The organism is Undibacterium hunanense, assembly GCF_014284335.1.
Classification (GTDB): domain Bacteria; phylum Pseudomonadota; class Gammaproteobacteria; order Burkholderiales; family Burkholderiaceae_D; genus Undibacterium; species Undibacterium hunanense.
The window spans coordinates 126,952-144,545 of the sequence record NZ_JACOGF010000008.1; the positions used below are offsets into that span (position 1 = coordinate 126,952).

The 17,594-nt window shown below is 54.2% G+C and carries 14 protein-coding genes; 1 reads left to right on the plus strand and 13 read right to left on the minus strand.

Going from position 1 to position 17,594, the window contains the following annotated elements:
* Positions 1-31: 31 nt before the first annotated feature.
* The 12 genes from H8L32_RS16215 to H8L32_RS16265 form a co-directional block, all read right to left on the minus strand.
* Positions 32-1,081 (minus strand): aldose epimerase family protein, encoded by a 1,050-nt coding sequence (locus H8L32_RS16215; protein WP_186948306.1) that lies wholly within the window; start codon positions 1,079-1,081, stop codon positions 32-34.
* The gene (locus tag H8L32_RS16220; protein WP_186948307.1) at positions 1,071-2,318 is read right to left on the minus strand and encodes a XylR family transcriptional regulator; all 1,248 of its coding nucleotides are present in this window, start codon (positions 2,316-2,318) and stop codon (positions 1,071-1,073) included. The genes H8L32_RS16215 and H8L32_RS16220 overlap by 11 nt, the downstream gene beginning before the upstream one ends.
* 175 nt (positions 2,319-2,493) lie before the next feature.
* A complete protein-coding gene (locus H8L32_RS16225) occupies positions 2,494-4,920 on the minus strand; it encodes a glycoside hydrolase family 3 N-terminal domain-containing protein (RefSeq protein WP_186948308.1) in 2,427 nt (808 codons plus the stop codon).
* Positions 4,921-5,048: 128 nt separating this feature from the next.
* On the minus strand, positions 5,049-5,177 hold the full coding sequence (locus H8L32_RS28005; protein ID WP_268977639.1) for a hypothetical protein: 129 nt from the start codon (positions 5,175-5,177) through the stop codon (positions 5,049-5,051).
* 58 nt (positions 5,178-5,235) lie between these two features.
* Positions 5,236-6,378: a sugar ABC transporter permease gene (locus tag H8L32_RS16230; protein ID WP_186948309.1), complete on the minus strand. Its 1,143-nt coding sequence runs from the start codon at positions 6,376-6,378 to the stop codon at positions 5,236-5,238.
* Positions 6,379-6,420: 42 nt separating this feature from the next.
* Positions 6,421-7,998, minus strand: a complete 1,578-nt coding sequence (gene xylG / locus H8L32_RS16235; RefSeq protein ID WP_186948310.1) for a D-xylose ABC transporter ATP-binding protein — start codon at positions 7,996-7,998, stop codon at positions 6,421-6,423.
* 125 nt (positions 7,999-8,123) lie between these two features.
* Positions 8,124-9,137: a D-xylose ABC transporter substrate-binding protein gene (gene xylF, locus H8L32_RS16240; protein ID WP_186948311.1), complete on the minus strand. Its 1,014-nt coding sequence runs from the start codon at positions 9,135-9,137 to the stop codon at positions 8,124-8,126.
* 136 nt (positions 9,138-9,273) lie between these two features.
* Positions 9,274-11,058 carry an IlvD/Edd family dehydratase gene (locus tag H8L32_RS16245; protein ID WP_408058921.1) on the minus strand — a complete coding sequence of 595 codons (1,785 nt, stop codon included), beginning with the start codon at positions 11,056-11,058 and terminating at the stop codon, positions 9,274-9,276.
* Entirely contained in the window at positions 11,055-11,942 is an 888-nt protein-coding gene (locus H8L32_RS16250) for an SMP-30/gluconolactonase/LRE family protein (RefSeq protein WP_230412265.1), read from the minus strand. The genes H8L32_RS16245 and H8L32_RS16250 overlap by 4 nt, the downstream gene beginning before the upstream one ends.
* The gene (locus H8L32_RS16255; RefSeq protein WP_186948473.1) at positions 11,939-12,706 is read right to left on the minus strand and encodes an SDR family NAD(P)-dependent oxidoreductase; all 768 of its coding nucleotides are present in this window, start codon (positions 12,704-12,706) and stop codon (positions 11,939-11,941) included. The genes H8L32_RS16250 and H8L32_RS16255 overlap by 4 nt, the downstream gene beginning before the upstream one ends.
* 89 nt (positions 12,707-12,795) lie before the next feature.
* On the minus strand, positions 12,796-14,010 hold the full coding sequence (locus tag H8L32_RS16260; RefSeq protein WP_230412266.1) for a fumarylacetoacetate hydrolase family protein: 1,215 nt from the start codon (positions 14,008-14,010) through the stop codon (positions 12,796-12,798).
* A 343-nt stretch (positions 14,011-14,353) separates the two neighbouring features.
* Positions 14,354-15,016 carry a TetR/AcrR family transcriptional regulator gene (locus tag H8L32_RS16265; RefSeq protein WP_186948315.1) on the minus strand — a complete coding sequence of 221 codons (663 nt, stop codon included), beginning with the start codon at positions 15,014-15,016 and terminating at the stop codon, positions 14,354-14,356.
* 211 nt (positions 15,017-15,227) lie between these two features.
* Here H8L32_RS16265 and H8L32_RS16270 point away from each other — a divergent pair, with 211 nt between their 5' ends.
* Positions 15,228-16,415, plus strand: coding sequence for a TCR/Tet family MFS transporter (locus H8L32_RS16270; RefSeq protein WP_186948316.1), 1,188 nt, complete (start codon positions 15,228-15,230; stop codon positions 16,413-16,415).
* 15 nt (positions 16,416-16,430) lie between these two features.
* Here the strand turns inward: H8L32_RS16270 and H8L32_RS16275 are convergent, their stop codons facing one another.
* Entirely contained in the window at positions 16,431-17,534 is a 1,104-nt protein-coding gene (locus H8L32_RS16275; RefSeq protein ID WP_186948317.1) for an endo-1,4-beta-xylanase, read from the minus strand.
* Between the last annotated feature and the right edge of the window lie 60 nt (positions 17,535-17,594).

The following is a 17,594-nucleotide window of genomic DNA, read 5'->3' on the forward strand; positions in this document are numbered from 1 at the left end:
AGTCGTGCCAAATACTGATTGCCGCGACCCATCAACTCTGCAAAGAAACCCTATACACCGTCGTCTGCCGGTACACCTGTCCAGGTCGCAGGATGACGGCTTCGGCGTGCGGGCCGTTGATCTGGTTAGGGTAGGCTTGTGCTTCCAGGCAAAAGCCATCGTGTCTGGCGTAGTCATGTGCATCGCGGCCAGCGACGCCGCTCAGGAAATTGCCGCTATAGAACTGTAGGCCTGCCTGGTCAGTGGCGACGGACAACTTGCGGCCTGAGCCTGGGTCGTACACACTGGCAACTTCGCGCAGCGGGCCTGGCTGGCCATTCAACCCGGCTTGCACGCAATAGCAATGATTAAAACCGCCAGCGATCAAGACCTGTTGATCGGGCCAGTCAAGTCTGGGGCCTATGGGTGCCGGTTGACGAAAATCGAAGGCACTGCCTGCTACTGACGCCAGTTCTGCAGGAATGCACCCTGCATCGATTTTCAGATAATGCGATGCGTCGATGCACAGCAAATGGTCTTTGATGTCTGAGGTACCAGCGTTCAAATTGAAGTAAGGGTGCGATGTCAGGTTGATTGGTGTTGGTGCATCGGATTGTGCTTCATAGTCTATCGTCAGGCGCCCTTCGTCATCGAGGCGATATGTCACCTGCACCTTGAGGTTGCCGGGAAAACCGCCTTCACCATCCGGTGAAGTCAACGACATGCGCAGGCTGCCGTCTTCTTCTGTTGCCAGCCAGCGGGCCGTGTGAAAGCCGCTGCTGCCGCCGTGCAGATGATTGTCGCCATCATTGCATTCCACGGCGTAGCTACGGCCATCCAGCTCAAACTGTCCGGCGGCAATACGGTTGGCCCAGCGCCCGATGATGGCACCAAAATAAAATGGATTTTGCACATAGCTGCCGGCTTCGGCATAGGCAAGTAAAACATCGCCGACGCGCCCGTAACGGTCGGGTGCCAGCCAGGATACCAGCGAGGCACCGCGATCGCTGATGGTCAGTTGCATATCCTGTGCATTGCGCAGGGTGTAAATGTTTTCGTCTGCCGTTGTCGCCGTGCAGGATACTGTTTTTTTATTCGTCATCACTTTGCTCGGCAAGTTGAGTGTGGGGATGTGACGGCGGCAAGCCTGTGGCATTGCCATCCGTCTGTAATACGCTTTCCTGATATTTGCGCGGGGTGCAGCCCAGTTCCCGTTTGAACACGGCATGCATATACTGTATGGTGGTAAAGCCGCAACTGACGGCGACATCGGCAATACTGCTCTGGCCCAGTGTCAGCATGGCCTTGGCTGCTTCCAGCTTGAAATGCAGAATTTCATCATGCACGCTGCGACCCAGTTCCTGCCTGAAATACGATTCCAGCGATGAACGGGAAATGCCGACATAGTCAGCCACTTGTTCAGTCTTGATGCCCTGACATGCATACTGACGGATGAAATGGCGTGCCTGCATGACGTGCGGGTGCTTGGGGGTCTCATAACGTGATGACGTCAGCACATTGATGCCGACCGGCGGCACCAGGATTCTGGTGGTGGACAGCCTTGCCCCGTTCAGCATCTGGTGCAGCAAGTGGGCCGCAGTACGGCCCATTTCTTCCGTCCCCTGCATGACCGAGCTGAGCGGGATACGGGTCAGCATGCGGGCCAGCGGGTCATTGTCTATGCCTATCAGGGCTACCTGCTCCGGCACGGCGATGCCTGCAATCAGGCAGGCCTGTAATAACTGGCGGGCGCGGGCATCGGTCACGGCAATGATGCCAACCGGCTTGGGCAAGCCTTCCAGCCATTTAATCAATTGTTGGACTGCTTCATCCCAGGATGGCGCACTGGTGATCTGGCCACGATAAATTTCTGCCGTCAGGCGGTCGCGCTTCATCAACTGGAGGAAGGCGTTTTCGCGTTCTTGCGCCCAGCGGTTTTCTGGTGCTTCCGGCAGGCTGAAAAAGGCAAAGCGTGGCAGACCAGCTTCAATCAAATGGTCATATGCCAGTTTGATGAGCTTGAAATTGTCGGTCGCCACATACGGTACAGCTTTGGGATAATGCGCTTCGTTCTCGTACGATCCACCTACGGCCACTACCGGCACGCGGCTATGCGACAGCGCCTCGCAGACCACAGGGTCATCAAAATCAGCGATGATGCCGTCACCCTGCCAGCTTTCTATACCATGCAGGCGGGCGCGAAAATCTTCTTCCAGAAACAGATCCCAGGATACCCTGGTCGAGCTGAGATAAGAGGCAACGCCAGCGATGATTTCCCTGTCATAAATCTTGTTTGCATTGAACAATAAAGCAATTCTATGCGAGTTAGGCATCTTCATATTCGGTCAGCTCCGTGGGGGGATGGCTTGGTCACCATACTTTTTATATTGTACTGCCTTCCCTTTTCCATCTTTCGATTTCAGGAAATCCAAAGGAACGCCATAGTGGCAAAGACAGTACCCTCCCCCATTCGACATTAATCTTCCATCCAGCTTGCTATGCGTCAGCTAACAGTCAGCTAACGGTCAACTTGATGGATTTCAGATCAGCGCTGCTGGAACCGGCATGAATGGTGAAGCTGCCCGGCTCCACCACGCGTTTCATGTCCATGTTATAGAACCACAGATCTGATGGTTTGATATCAAAAGACAAAGTACGTTTTTCGCCCGGGTTCAGAGTCACCCGCTTGAAGGCTTTCAGTTCCAGCACCGGTCTGGTGACCGAGCTGAAATCATCGCGAACATAGATTTGCACAACTTCATCACCCTTGACAGCACCAGTGTTGGTGACATCGACCTCAACTTTGGTGCTGTCACCGACGCCCATTGTTGCCTTGGTCAGACGTGGTTCCGAAATGCTGAACGAAGTATAGCTAAGGCCAAAGCCGAACGGGTACAAGGGTTTGGTCGATGCATCCAGATAGCCACGACGGGCAGACGGTTTGTAGTTGTAATAAATCGGCAACTGGCCGACATTGCGGGCAATCGACACCGGCAATTTGCCGCCGGGGTTGACGCGGCCAAATAAAATGTCTGCTGCTGCAAAGCCGGTTTCCTGTCCCATGTACCAGCCTTCTACCAGCGCGTCTGCGCGTTCGGCCAGCAGGTTGACGGACAGCGGGCGACCATTCAGCAAGAACACGACGGTCGGTTTTCCCAGATCAAAAATCGCCTTGGCCAGGTCATTTTGCTGACCCATCAAATCCAGGCTGGCACGGTCACCCAGATGGTTGTCGGCCCAGGCTTCACGGCTGGTTTGTTCATTGTCACCCAATACCATGATAATGGTATCGGCTGATTTGGCCGCTTCTACCGCTTCGGCAATCAGCTTGGCATTGACTGCCGGTGGCGTGAATTTGACTTCATCATGTCCCCAGACATGGCCGCCTTCGGTAATGCGTACCCCTTCGGCATAGCTAAGTTCAAAGCCCTGGGCCCGGCTTTCTGCCTGCAAGCCTTCGTAGATGGATACCACATGACGCGGGATGTCAGAATACCCGCCGATAGGGCAATCCTTTGCATGGGTACCCAGCAACAGGACTTTGCCGACCTTCTTGCCATTCAGCGGCAGCAGGCCCTTGTCATTTTTCAGCAGGACGACGGAACGGGTGGCCGCTTCACGTGCCAGTGCCACGGCGTCTTGCGTGGCAGTCAATTGGTCGGCAATGCTGGCATCGACATATGGGTTTTCAAACAAACCAGCCAGGAACTTGAGTTCCAGTACACGGCGCACGCAGCGATTGATTTCTTCTTCAGAAACACGTTTTTCCTTCACCAGTTCTGCCAGGGTGCGGTAGCCCAGGCCATCTGGCGTTTCGATATCGACACCGGCCTTGATGGCGCGCAATGCTGCTTCTTTGGGATTGGGTACCAGCTTATGCCTGGTCACCAGTTCATTAATACCGAAATAGTCAGACACCAGCGCGCCTTTAAAGCCCCATTCTTCGCGCAAGACCTTGGTCAGCAACCAGCGATTCGCATGTGAGGGAACACCACCGATCTCGTTATAGGATGGCATGACGGCGCTGATATTGGTTTCACGCACCAGTTTTTCAAAGGGCGGAAAAAATTCTTCGCGCAAGGTGCGTTCACTGACTTCTGCCGGGCCGATGTTGGTACCGTTTTCTGGCTGGCCGTGACCTGTCATGTGCTTGAGCGTGGCAAACACCTTGTCCTTCGCCAGTTTTTTGTCTTTGCTCATGGGGCCCATGAAGCCGATCACCGCAGCCTTGCCCATTTCGCCGCACAGGTGCGGGTCTTCGCCATAGGTTTCTTCTATGCGGCCCCAGCGCGGTTCACGCGCCACATCGACCACTGGTGCCAGCGCAAAATTCGCGCCGCGTGCACGCATCTCACGCGCAGCCACGCTGAATATTCTGGTCGCCATGTCCGGATCAAACGACGATGCCAGCCCTATCGCCTGCGGGAAACAGGTGGCATCACGCGCCACATAGCCATGCAGGGCTTCTTCATGCATCAGCAATGGAATGCCCAGGCGGGTCTGTTCGACAGCCCATTTTTGCACGGCATTGACATAGGTGGCCGTTTGCAAGGCATTGCGGTTTGGCACCGAGCCATCATCACCCGCACCTGTGGCCTTGGCGATGCCCTGATGGTCGGATGGGCGTGCCATCATACCCAGGCCATGGGGATAGACTTTGCCTGCCTTGGCGACGGAAAAATCGCCATTGGCTTCCTGTATCAGTTTTTTGTCTTGCCACACGCATTGCATCTGCATGATTTTTTCATCCAGGGTCATGCGGCCCAGCAGGTCATCCACGCGCGCTGCCAGCGGTGCGGCGGCATCTTTATACACAGGTTTGCCACCGGCTTTTGCAGCAGCAGCCCAGGCAAGGGAAGGTGAAAGCAAAGAAGGTGACAGCACCGCCCAGCCAGCCAAACCGGATGCGGAAGACAAAAATTGCCTGCGTTGATTGCTCATTGATGTGATCTCCATATGCTATTTTTAGCATTTATTTTTGAAATAGCGGGTCACAGCCCAAGGCTTCTACCTTGCCGTGCCGACTGTACTATCTTGCATGTAAAAGAATAGCGGCACAATTATGAAACTCACCAATCATCATCATGATTACCGATGCTGCCGATGTTACCGATGTTACCGATGTTACCGATGTTACCGACGCTACCTATGTTAAGCATGGCCAGCTTTGCTTCAGCAATAAAAAAAGGCGGTCTCATAGAAACCGCCTTGCAAGGCAAGGCGAACCTTGCCGGACCCGGAAGGGAACTTGAAAAACTATCGTCTGGCCGAACGGGTGCTCACATCCACCCACACAGCCAGCGTCAAAATGCAGCCTTTGACGATCATTTGCCAGTAGGTATCCACGTCCAGCATGGACATGCCATTATCCAGGCTGGCCATGACCAGCGCACCAATCAGCGCACCATACACCGTGCCAGAACCGCCGCGCATGGACGTGCCGCCGATAAAGCAGGCAGCAATCGCATCCAGCTCGCCCGAGGTACCGGCAGAGGGCGAACCAGCCGCCAGACGGGCTGTATTGATGAGACCAGCCAGCGCGCACATCAAACCCATGATGCCAAATATCCACAGCTTGATGGCATTCACATTGATGCCTGACAGACGGGTGGCTTCCATATTGCTACCCACGGCATAAATCCTGCGGCCAAATACGGTTTGCGTGGTCATGTAGCTGAAGATGCCCAGCAACACCAGCAACAGCAACACCGGCAGGGGGATGCCTTCGTAGCTGTTGAAGGTCATCACAAAGGCCAGCAACACCGCCGCAATCGCAGCGATTTTGATGCCGTCACGCCACAACGGGGCGACATCCAGCCCATGCTGTGCACGCTTGTTGCGTTGCTGCCAGGTCAAAAAGACTGCCAGTGCAAACAGGGCTATGCCCAGCAGGACACCGGTCGTCGCCGACAGATAACCCTGGCCCAGATACACCATGTCAGCGGACACTGGCGCTACCGTGGTGCCGCCAGTCACACCCAGCACGATGCCACGATATGCCAGCATGCCACCCAGCCCGACAATGAAGGACGGTATCTTCATGTAGGCAGTCAGGTAGCCATTGAACAGGCCTATCAGCAAACCCAGGGCCAGCACCAGCATCAGGTTGACTGGCAGCGGCAAATGATGGGTAACATCCAGCACCGCTGCCACACCACCAAGCAAACCCAGCAGTGAACCAACAGACAGATCAATTTCGCCAGCGATAATCACCAGCGCCATGCCACAGGCAACGATGCCGGTAATCGACATTTGCCGCATCAGATTGGACAAATTGCGCGGGGTAATGAAACCGCCTTCAGTTTTCCAGCTGAAAAAAGCCCAGATCAGCACGATGGCGATCAGCAGGGCCAGCATTTTGTATTGGGTGAACAACTGTTTGATATTCAGGTTTTTCATATTAATTTTTACCGATAGCGATGAATGGCATCAGATGGGTGGTCATAGCACAGGGCTGAATTGATTTGCCTGGCTTGTTTGGTTGGACGCCAGCGCATGACCTTGATCCAGTGCCGCCGCCAGCAGGGTTTCCTGCGTCAAATCCTTATTGATGAAATTGCCGCGCAGTTTGCCTTCGCCTATCACCAGCACGCGGTCAGAAATACCCAGCACTTCAGCCAGTTCAGATGACACCATGATGATGGACATGCCCTGCTTCACCAGTTCAAACATCAGTTTGTAGATTTCATACTTGGCACCGACATCGACACCGCGCGTCGGTTCATCGAGTATCAAAATCTTTGGTTTGGTCAACAGCATCTTCGACAGCACCGCTTTTTGCTGGTTACCACCAGACAGGCTGGTAATCGGTAAAAACGGGCTGGCGGTTTTCAGGGTCATGCTGGCGATTTCTGTGCGTATGGTCTTCAGTTCCGCTTCCTTGTCGATGCGGCTGAGCCTGGCAAATTCATGCAAAACGCTCAGACTCATGTTCTGACCCACATCCAGATCCGGCACGATGCCATGCTGCTTGCGGTCTTCCGGCACCATGGCCAGGCCAGCGCGTATGGACTTCAGTGGACTGCTGCTATCGAGCTTGCTGCCATTGAGCCAGACTTCGGCTTCATATTCCCCTGGGTAAGCACCAAACAGGGCCGACACCAGTTCGGTACGGCCTGCGCCGACCAGACCAGCGATACCCAAAATTTCACCCTGGCGCAAGGTGAATGAAATGTTATCGACACGCTTGCGTTGCGGGTTTTCTGTGTCATAACAGGTCACATTGCGTGCTTCAAACACCACTTCGCCTATGGCATGTTCTTGCTTGGGATAGAGCTGATTCATTTCACGCCCCACCATCTGGGCGATGATGCGTTCTGCGCTCATAGCGGCCATCGGTGTTGTGGCAATATGCTGTCCATCACGTATGACGACGATGGTGTCGCAGATGGCTTCGACTTCATCGAGCTTGTGTGAGATATAAATACAGGTCACGCCCTTGGCCTTCAAGGCGCGGATAATATTGAGCAAAACCGTGATTTCTGATGCAGTCAGCGACGATGAAGGTTCATCCAGTATCAGCAGCTTGGCTTGCTTGTTGAGTGCTTTGGCAATTTCTATCAATTGTTGGTGGCCGCCGCCATAATTCTTGACCGGCAGTACCACATTGACTTCGGGTATATTCAGTTCACGCAGCAATTCTTCGGCGCGCTTGTTCATGGCAGCATAATCCATGCGGCCACCTGGCAAGGTGATTTCATTCCCCAGGAACATGTTTTCAGCAACAGACAATTCGGGGACCAGCATCAGTTCCTGATGGATGATGATGATGCCTGCCGATTCGGTATCACGAATGGATTGCGCCTTCAGTTGCTGACCTTCCCACAGAATTTCACCATCCCAGGTACCATGCGGGTAGACGCCGGACAAGACCTTCATCAGGGTGGATTTGCCGGCACCGTTTTCACCGCACAGACCTATGCATTCACCAGCCCTGACCTTGATGTCAATACCGTTTAAGGCACGCACACCGCCAAATTCTTTGACGATGTCTTTCATTTCGAGCAAATATTCAGACATGCTAATTTTCCCGGGGCATCCTGGAGCAAACTATAAATCAGCCCTGCACACGAGCAAGGCAGGCGAAGCTGGTACTGGCAACCAGCAATTGCTGGCTACCATTACCATGACGACTAAAATCAATTTCAGTTAGCGGACAGTTGTGCCTTTGTGTAGAAACCCTCTTCCACCAGCAGGTTCACATTTGCCTTGGTCAGCGGAACAGGTTTCAGCAGCAGCGTATTGACTTTTTTGAGGCCATTCTCGTACTGGGAATTGTAGGCAGGCTTTTCATTGCGTACCAGTTGCACGGCCAGTTTGGCGGCTTCAGAAGCGATCAGCTTCAGGGGTTTGTACACGGTCATGGCCTGGGTACCGGCCATCACACGTTTGACGGCTGCCAGGTCAGCATCCTGTCCGGACACTGGTACCTTGCCACTGAGTTTTTGTGAGGCCAGGGCCTGTATCGCGCCACCGGCAGTACCGTCGTTGGAGGCAACGATGGCATCAATCTTGTTGTTATTCGCAGTCAGGGCGTTTTCGACGATGGACATGGCTTCAGAAGCACTCCAGTCTTTCACCCACTGTTTGCCGACCACTTTGATATCGCCTTTGTCGATCAGCGGCTGCAAGACTTTCATCTGACCTTCACGCAAGATCTTGGCGTTGTTGTCGGTTGGTGCACCGCCCAGCAAATAGTAATTGCCTTTCGGTTTCAGTTGCACCAGGCCTTCGGCCTGCATTTCACCGACTTTGGCATTATCAAAAGAGATATAGGCGTCGATATCAGCATTCAGGATCAGGCGGTCATAGGATACGACCTTGATATTGGCTTTCTTGGCTTCGCGGATGGCATTATTCAATACCGTGGCGTTGTAAGGTACGATGACCAGTACATCGACGCCACGCGAGATCAGGTTTTCTATCTGCGAAATCTGGCGCTGCTCGCTGGCGTCGGCAGATTGCACAAACACCTTGGCACCGAGTTTTTCTGCTTCTGCGCTAAAGAAATCCCTGTCCCTGACCCAGCGCTCTACCCGCAGATCATCGATGGAAAAGCCGATTTTCGGGTTCTTTGCATCGGCATAAGCACTGCCAGCCATGCTGCTGCTCAGGGCCAGCATCACACTGAGGATAGCGGCTTTTACTTTTGTATTCATTGTTTTGTCTCCTGTTGGATTAAAGCATGGGTATTCGCATTGCTCATCCCATTTATTATTGCTTTAAGTTTTTATGTATATTCAGTATTGTTGCTTCCGGTTGTTAACTGCTATTTTTATAAATCTAATGTATAAATTAATGATTATGGCGGGGTAACGTGTTACCTATACCGATGTATGGCACAGCCAGTTCCATGCAGGCACCGGTTTCCAGCTGCCCTACGGTAGAACGATAAATCTCTTGCCATGGCGTCTGACTGGCCGGATAGGCCGGTATGCCTTCGGCCTTGCGGCTTTCCAGTGCTTCTGGCGTGATCAGCATGTCACAGCGACCGGTGTTCAGGTTGATGCGTATGGTGTCACCGGTACGGATATAGGCCAGGCCACCACCAACCGCGCTTTCAGGCGAGGCGTTCAGTATGGATGGGCTATCCGATGTGCCAGATTGCCGGCCATCGCCCAGCGTAGGCAGGTTCAGTATGCCGCGCTTCAACAGCGCATCTGGCGGTTGCATGTTCACGACTTCAGCCGAACCGGGCCAGCCCACGGGGCCGGCACCACGTATCACCAAGATGCTGTCTTCATCAATATTCAGCGATGGGTCATTGATGCGGGCATGGTAATCGCCAGAACCATCAAAGACCACGGCCCTGCATTCAAAGATGTTTTCCTGCCCGGCCTTGCTCAGATAACGTTCGCGGAATGCGGGTGAGATCACGCTGGTTTTCATGATGGCAAAGTCAAACAGATTACCCTTCAGCACCATGAAACCAGCCTGCTGTTTCAGCGGTGCCGCATACGGGTAGATGACTTCGCGGTCATTCGTTTGCCTGCCATCCAGGTTGTCTTGCATAGTCTTGCCGGTGACGGTGAGACGGTCGGCACGCAGTTTGCCGGCTTGCAGCAATTCCCACATGATGGCGGGCACGCCACCGGCACGGTGGAAACGCTCGCCCAGAAACTTGCCGGCTGGCTGCATGTTCAATATCAGCGGGATGTCATGACCATGTGCCATCCAGTCATCCGAATGCAGCTCTACATGGGCATGTCTGGCCATGGCCATGATATGTGGCTGTGCATTGGTGGAACCACCTATCGCGGCATTAACCACGATGGCGTCCAGAAAGGCATCACGCGTCAGAATACTGGATGGGCGAATGTCCTGATACGCCATTTCAACAATACGACGGCCTGTTTCATACGCAATCTGACCACGCTCGCGGTAAGGCGCGGGGATGGCTGAACAGCCAGTCAATGACATGCCCAGGGCTTCAGCCAGGGCGTTCATGGTGGATGCGGTACCCATGGTATTGCAATGGCCTGCCGATGGCGCGGATGCCGCCGCTATCTGCAAGAATTTTTCTTCATCGATATCACCTGCGGCCAGTTGTCGGCGGCCTTTCCAGATGGCGGCACCGGAACCGACCAGTTCACCATCCATCCAGCCGTCCAGCATGGGTCCACCAGACAGGACGATGGCCGGGATATCCACCGTCGATGCCGCCATGATCTGGGCTGGCGTAGTCTTGTCACAGCCTGTGGTCAGCACAACGGCGTCGATAGGATAGGCATGCAGGATTTCAATCAGCCCCATATACGCCAGGTTACGGTCTATTGCTGCGGTTGGCCGGCGGCAGTTTTCAAAAATCGGATGCAGCGGAAATTCCATCGCAATACCACCGGCATCCCGGATGCCATCGCGTACCCGCTTGGCCAGTTCCAGATGGATGCGGTTGCAGGGGCTAATGTCGCTGCCGCTCTGGGCTATGCCGATGATGGGGCGGCCAGAACGCAGTTCGTCAGGGGTGATGCCATAGTTCATGAAGCGCTCCAGGTACAGCGCCGTCATGTCGATATGATCGGGATTATCAAACCAGTCTTGCGAGCGAAAACGACGTGCCTTGCTGTTGTCAAACATCATGATGCATGCTCACTGAACTGATATTGCGGCAGACCGGGCACGTCCACACGGAAAGAAAACAGGCCACCCGCCAGTGGCTGCTGTTCACGTCTTTCTGCCGACATGCCTTTCCAGGCGGTAGTTACAAAGACGGTACGCAAATCATCGCCGCCAAAGCATACCTTGGTAATGTTTGAACACGGGAAGCTGATGACCTGGACGATCTCACCTGCAGGCGAGTAACGTTCCACCCGGTTACCGGCAAAAATTGCTACCCACAGATAGCCTTCTGCATCGACCACGGTGCCATCCGGGTGGCCACCGTTGGTGATGTCGGCAAACACACGCTTGCCGGACAGATTGCCATCAGGTGTCACATCAAAGGCATAAATTTTCTTGCGCAGGGTGTCGGTGTGGTAAAACACTTTACCGTCGGGGCTCATGCAGGGGCCATTGGTGATGATGTAATCATGGTCCTTCGCCTGCAAATCAGTGAGTGTGTTCAGTCTATACAAGGAACCGCTCGGTGCTTTTTCCCCATCGTCCATGGAACCAAACCACAGGCAACCCTGACTATCGATATAGCCGTCATTAAGGCGGTTGCCGGGTTGAGCGGTTTCCACTTCCAGCATGGTTGTGAAACTGCCAGTGCTGCTGGAAAAGCGCACCAGCTTGCCCGGCAAGCCGCAGATGAAATTACCATTCTCACCTTGGATAGGCAGGATGAAGCCGATCTGGTCGGGCGCATCCCAGCTCTGGCGGGCCGCACCATCCTCTGCACAGCGATGGATTTTACGGCTTTTGATGTCCACAAAATAGAGCGCTTTTTCGCCCGCGTGCCACACCGGGCCTTCGCCCAGATGCGTAGCCACTTCCCAAATGCAGTGAGACTGATCCAATATCATGCGCCGTACCATCCTGCGTCCACAAAATAATCACGTCCTGAACAACGCGCGGCGTTGTCAGAGGCCAAAAACAAAGTCAGGGCAGCGACATCTTCAGTTTCCACCCTTTCGTGCAGGCACTGGGCGGCCAGTATCTGCGCTTCTTCTTCCGGCGTGTGCCACAACGCCATCTGGCGCGGGGTACGTACAGAACCGGGGATGATGCAGTTGACACGTATGCCATCTGGCCCCAAATCACGCGCCAGACCACGGGTCAGGCCTTCTATCGCTGCCTTGGCTGTCATATACAGGCTGAGATTGCCAAGGGCAAGATGCCAGGAGATGGAGCCAAAGTTAAGGATAACACCTCCACCCAGGGCTTTCATACCCGGAGCCACAGCCTGGGCACAAAAAAACTGGTGGCGCAAATTCACGGCAAAGCTGTCGTCCCAATAGGCTGGCGTCACATTCTGCACCTGATGGCGGTCATCATTGGCAGCATTGTTGATCAAAATCTCTACGGCACCATATTCGCGCTCTATGTCAGCAAACACTTTGGCGACGGCATCCAGGTCTGTCAGGTCGCAATGCATGAATCTGGGTGGCTTGGCTGACTGCACCAGGCTTTTTTCCAGTGCCTGTGACGCTTCGTCGGCGATATCCAGAAAAAACACCTGGGCACCCTGTTTGCAGAAGGCATCCACGATGGCGGCACCGATACCGGTACCACCACCTGTTACGACTACTCTTTTCCCGGCTAAATTCGGGTAACTCGCATAAATCATCGCTTTTCTTTCATTGTGCGATTTGGGATGGTGGCTGCCCACCGGAATCTGTTGTCTGTCTGCGCTATGGCTCACCGTATTGCTATCACTCATACCGCACCTGAAGTGTCACCATGCGTCAGGCCATGGGCAATACCGCGCACGGCCAGGCTGCGATACAGGGCGCGCACCCCAAAGTTCCAGGGTGCAATCGCATCACTATACTGTACATGGTTCACCAAAGCACCTAAAGACGGGCTGGCAATGCTGACCCTGTCGCCGGTATGGTGGGTAAATCCGCTGCCGGCAGCGTCTCTGTCCTTGATCGGCGAAAACATGGTGCCCAGAAACAGCATGAAACCGTCCGGATACTGATGGGTGTTGCCACAGACCTGGCTAACCAGATCCAGCGGGTCGCGGCTGATTTCGCGCATCATGCTGATGCCGTCCAGCCTGAAATCATCGTCCTGCCCTTCTATCAGCAGACGCACTTCGGCGTGGCGTATGGTATCGATCGTGAAGTGGCTGTCAAACAGGCGGATAAACGGACCAATAGCGCAAGAGCCGTTATTGTCCTTGGCCTTGCCCAGCAACAAGGCGCTGCGCCCTTCGATATCACGCAGGTTGACATCATTACCCAGCGTCGCACCAAGCACTTGTGCACGGCTGTTGACGGCCAGGACGATTTCCGGTTCAGGGTTATTCCATTTGGAATCGGGATGGATGCCAACATCGGCAGCAAAACCAACGGCTGACATGGGCTGCGATTTTGAAAATACTTCGGCGTCGGGACCAATGCCGACTTCCATATATTGTGACCAGGCACCACGGCTGATCAGATCCTGCTTGAGTTTTTCTGCCACGTCAGAACCAGGTCGTATACGCGACAGATCGGTGCCTATGCTGGCCTGCATGGCTGCACGCAAGCGGTCTGCTGCTGCCGCATCGCCAGCGGCCTGTTCTTCGATGACTCTTTCCAGTAGACTGACGGCAAAGGTCACGCCACAGGCCTTGATGGCTTGCAGGTCACAGGGGGCCAGCAAACAGGGTGTGGTGGAATCTGCCTGACGGTGCAGGGATTGATCAATCAGGGTCTGCACGTCGCCCAGCGATTCGCCTTTGACGGACAGGACAAAGTCCAGCAACGGATCCTTTTCCAGCAGATCGGCAACGGTCTGTACCTGGGCGGTAATATCGACTACTTCGCCCTGGCGCACGACAACCACGCAAGGCCCGTTGATCTTGCCGGCACGCCATACGCGGCCCAGCAGCACAGCTTGTTTATAATCATGCGGCAAATAGGATATGCCGGACGTGTTGTTCATCATAGTCTCCCGTATAGCGATTTTTTTGGATCACCTTGCTCTTCGCTTTAGAGTTTCCTGCGGATTGCTCCTGGCAGGAAGGCCGACTGCTTTTCTACCTGTATGAAGCAGTCAGCCGGTGTCCCTGATCTTTATTGATAGGCTGATAGGTATACTCGCTGGTATCGGGATCATTCACAATTATGAAACTCACCAATGTGAATCATGATTACGTGCAAGAAAGCCCATGCGCAGGTCAGGGGGAAGTCACGTAGCTTATGGTGGGAATACGAGGAAAAACGCGTGCCGAATTCTGCGGCTTAACCGTTTTATGGAAAACGCAGTTTTTGTCACAGATGCCTGATCAGGCGTAAGGTGTACCTGCAAGTGCAGCCTGTATGCCTGTGCTGCCCTTATCTACCAGCGCCAGAAAGATGGCTTTCGCTTCGTCTGCGTCCTGCTTTTGACGGAAGCACAGGTGCGCCTGGATCAATGCCACTGTCCAGGTTGCCAGCAGCAGACCGGCTGCCAGTTCAGCATCCGGGTCGCCTGGTTCCCGCTTGACGGATCCGGCCAGGGCCACCGCAATGACTTGCGCGATCTCGTCCCTGATTGCCCTGGCGCGTGCCTTAAGGGTTTCACTGCCTTCTATCGTCTCTATAAAGCCCTGGCTAGCGGCAGAGATAAAACCGGGCGCTCCGGCAGCAAACCGCACATAAGGACTCTCTTCCGCAACCAGCCTGTGCGCCAGCAGGCGCAAGGTCTCTATTGCAGATATCCCGGGATCACGCTGTCGCAAGGCCTCGAGCAGCACTTCACGCCCTTCTTCTTCACGATCAAAGAACATGTCTTCTTTACGCGGAAAGTGATTGAACACCGTCATCCGCCCGACATCGGCTGCTGCTGCTATGTCATCCACTGTCACATGATCAAAGCCCCGCTCCTGAAAGAGCTGGGTAGCGGCATTGGAGATGCCCTGACGCATGGCCAGACGCTTGCGGGACCGGAGATCAGATGGGATTGACATGCGGCGCATGATAGCATATTTTATATGTACTCAGTATATTTATAGATTAAGTACATATTTATGAAAACCAATTTTGTTATTGAAATAACCAGCCCATCAGCCAGACAATCCGGACTGCCGTTCACCACTCATCCGGCGTGGGTAGATGTATGCATCCCCATACAGGATCGCCTGTGGGCACCTGATGTGTGCTGCATCCTTGGGAGCGGCTATGAATAAGGCACTGACCGTCATCTTCGCTGCCATTGGTCTTGATGCCGTCGGCATAGGGTTGATCTTTCCCATCCTGCCGCGACTGCTGGCAGAGGTTACGCATGGCGAGAATGTCGCATCCTATATCGGCATCATGACTGCGCTGTATGCGGTGATGCAGTTTATTTTCGCGCCCGTCCTTGGCGCATTGAGTGATCGTCTTGGCCGCCGGCCTGTACTGCTGATCTCACTCGCCGGGGCGACCATCAACTACGTGGTGATGGCCTTCGCACCGCAGCTCTGGATGCTGCTGCTGGGCCGCGCCATTGCCGGCTTGACCAGCGCCAACATGTCGGTTGCCATGGCGTATATCACCGACATTTCACCCGAAGACAAGCGGGCGCGCCGCTTTGGCCTGTTCAATGCGGTGTTTGGTGCAGGCTTTATCATCGGCCCGGTGTTGGGTGGCGTGCTGGGTGATTACTGGTTGCGACTACCCTTCATCGCTGCGGCGCTGCTGAATGCGGGTAATCTGCTGCTGGCATTGTTTGTCTTACCAGAATCACGCATACCAAGTCGTGAAAATCATGAAAAGCTGGATCTGGCAGTGCTGAATCCGCTAAGGCCATTACGCTCGGTATTTGCCATGAAAAACCTGGCCCCCGTCATCATCATCTTTTTCCTCTTGAGTGCCACGGGTGAAGTGTATGGCACCTGCTGGGCGCTCTGGGGTAATGATGTGTTTGGCTGGAACGGCCTGTGGATAGGTCTGTCGCTGGGTACCTATGGTGTGTGCCAGTCACTGGCGCAGGCTTTCCTGCCCGGCCCTGCGGTAAAACTGCTGGGAGAACGCGGCACCATCCTGACCGGCATCGCAGGCACATGCATCGCCCTGGTTGTGATGGCGTTTGCCAGACAAGGCTGGATGGTATTTGCGGTCATGCCGGTGTTTGTACTTGGTGGTATCGGCGTCCCGGCATTGCAGTCGCTTGCCACCCGTCTGGTCGATGAAAATCAGCAGGGTCAGTTTCAGGGCGTGCTGGCATCGGTCGTCAGCCTGGCATCCATCATCGCCCCACTGGCATTCTCGAGCTTTTACTTCGTCGTCCGCGAACAATGGCCAGGGGCGATCTGGCTATCTGTGGTAGTGGTCTATGCGATCGCCGTGCCGCTAGTACTGAGCTTGCGGTTTCGCAAAGGAGACTGAATACGTTGATGGTTTCTATTGGCCCGTAAGGGCTTCGACCACGCCATCAAAAGCTGGCTTGGTGGTGTAATCATCCCTGAACAACAAAGGCCACTCTGCCCGTTTGTGAAAACCACTGAGCCAGGTTTCACCATCAACCAAACCCCAGACGGTAATGCCGCCACGCTGTGCTGCCGGCACCTCCTCCAGATACGCCGTGACGATTTCCTTGTAACGGGCTTTTTGTGCGATGGCCACGGCAGGCGTCAGGGATTTGAGATTTTTGTGTTTGTTCACCGCGACATCCAGTTCAGAAATCCTCACCTTCAGGCCACGGTCAGCCACCTCCCTGAAGGATTTGCGGATTTGCGCAATACTGGGATAATCAACATCGACATGCATCTGGAAACCGATGCCATGAATGGGAATCTGCCGCGCCTTGAAGTCATCAATCATACCCAGCATGAAATCAAGCTTGGATTGCACGGATTCGGTATTGAAATCGTTGTAATACAGGTCAGCCGCCGGGTCTGCAGCATGTGCAGCAATAAAAGCTTTTTCTATATAGGACTTGCCCATCTTCTGATAGAACAGTGATGGCCGGTAAGCTGCTGGCACGTTTTCGTCTATCACTTCATTGGCGACATCCCAGCTGGCGACCCGTCCGGAAAAATGCCTGGCAATCTGCCCGACATGGTTAGTGAGCATGGCATCCCAGTCGCCATTGTAGTTTTTCATCCAGGCCGGTACCTGATAATCCGGGTGCCATACCAGCGCATGGCCATGCAGGATCATGCCGTGCTCTTTGGCATAATTGGCGAGTGCATCGGCATCATCAAAAGCAAACACGTCTTCAGCCGGATGCAGATAGCGCATCTTCATGATGTTGGTCGCCACCAGGCTGTTGAACTGCTGATTGATCAGTGCTTGTTGATCGGTCTTCCTGAACAGGCTGCGTCTTTCATCCCCGGCACTGACTGCCACGCCAACAGGAAAAGCCGCCAGGTTTTTTAATACCGGTGCCGGTTGCGGGTTCGCCACAGCACTCGCGGCATCACTGCCCTGCTCCGTAGCGAACACTGCATTGCCTATGCCCGCCAGGCTCAAGCTCAATAAAGCGCGCCCTATCAATTTATGCATAACTATCCTGAGTCATAAAAAAGCATCAAACATCATGAAATGAGTTCTGAAATTCATCTT

Coding starts and splice junctions, on each gene's coding strand:
- H8L32_RS16225 (WP_186948308.1), bottom strand. CDS start 4,920: ATGAGCAATCAACGCAGGCAATTTTTGTCTTCCGCATCCGGTTTGGCT.
- H8L32_RS16260 (WP_230412266.1), bottom strand. CDS start 14,010: ATGAACAACACGTCCGGCATATCCTATTTGCCGCATGATTATAAACAA.
- H8L32_RS28005 (WP_268977639.1), bottom strand. CDS start 5,177: ATGAGACCGCCTTTTTTTATTGCTGAAGCAAAGCTGGCCATGCTTAAC.
- H8L32_RS16250 (WP_230412265.1), bottom strand. CDS start 11,942: ATGATATTGGATCAGTCTCACTGCATTTGGGAAGTGGCTACGCATCTG.
- H8L32_RS16265 (WP_186948315.1), bottom strand. CDS start 15,016: ATGTCAATCCCATCTGATCTCCGGTCCCGCAAGCGTCTGGCCATGCGT.
- H8L32_RS16255 (WP_186948473.1), bottom strand. CDS start 12,706: ATGATTTATGCGAGTTACCCGAATTTAGCCGGGAAAAGAGTAGTCGTA.
- H8L32_RS16215 (WP_186948306.1), bottom strand. CDS start 1,081: ATGACGAATAAAAAAACAGTATCCTGCACGGCGACAACGGCAGACGAA.
- xylF (WP_186948311.1), bottom strand. CDS start 9,137: ATGAATACAAAAGTAAAAGCCGCTATCCTCAGTGTGATGCTGGCCCTG.
- H8L32_RS16275 (WP_186948317.1), bottom strand. CDS start 17,534: ATGCATAAATTGATAGGGCGCGCTTTATTGAGCTTGAGCCTGGCGGGC.
- H8L32_RS16230 (WP_186948309.1), bottom strand. CDS start 6,378: ATGAAAAACCTGAATATCAAACAGTTGTTCACCCAATACAAAATGCTG.
- xylG (WP_186948310.1), bottom strand. CDS start 7,998: ATGTCTGAATATTTGCTCGAAATGAAAGACATCGTCAAAGAATTTGGC.
- H8L32_RS16220 (WP_186948307.1), bottom strand. CDS start 2,318: ATGAAGATGCCTAACTCGCATAGAATTGCTTTATTGTTCAATGCAAAC.
- H8L32_RS16270 (WP_186948316.1), top strand. CDS start 15,228: ATGAATAAGGCACTGACCGTCATCTTCGCTGCCATTGGTCTTGATGCC.
- H8L32_RS16245 (WP_408058921.1), bottom strand. CDS start 11,058: ATGATGTTTGACAACAGCAAGGCACGTCGTTTTCGCTCGCAAGACTGG.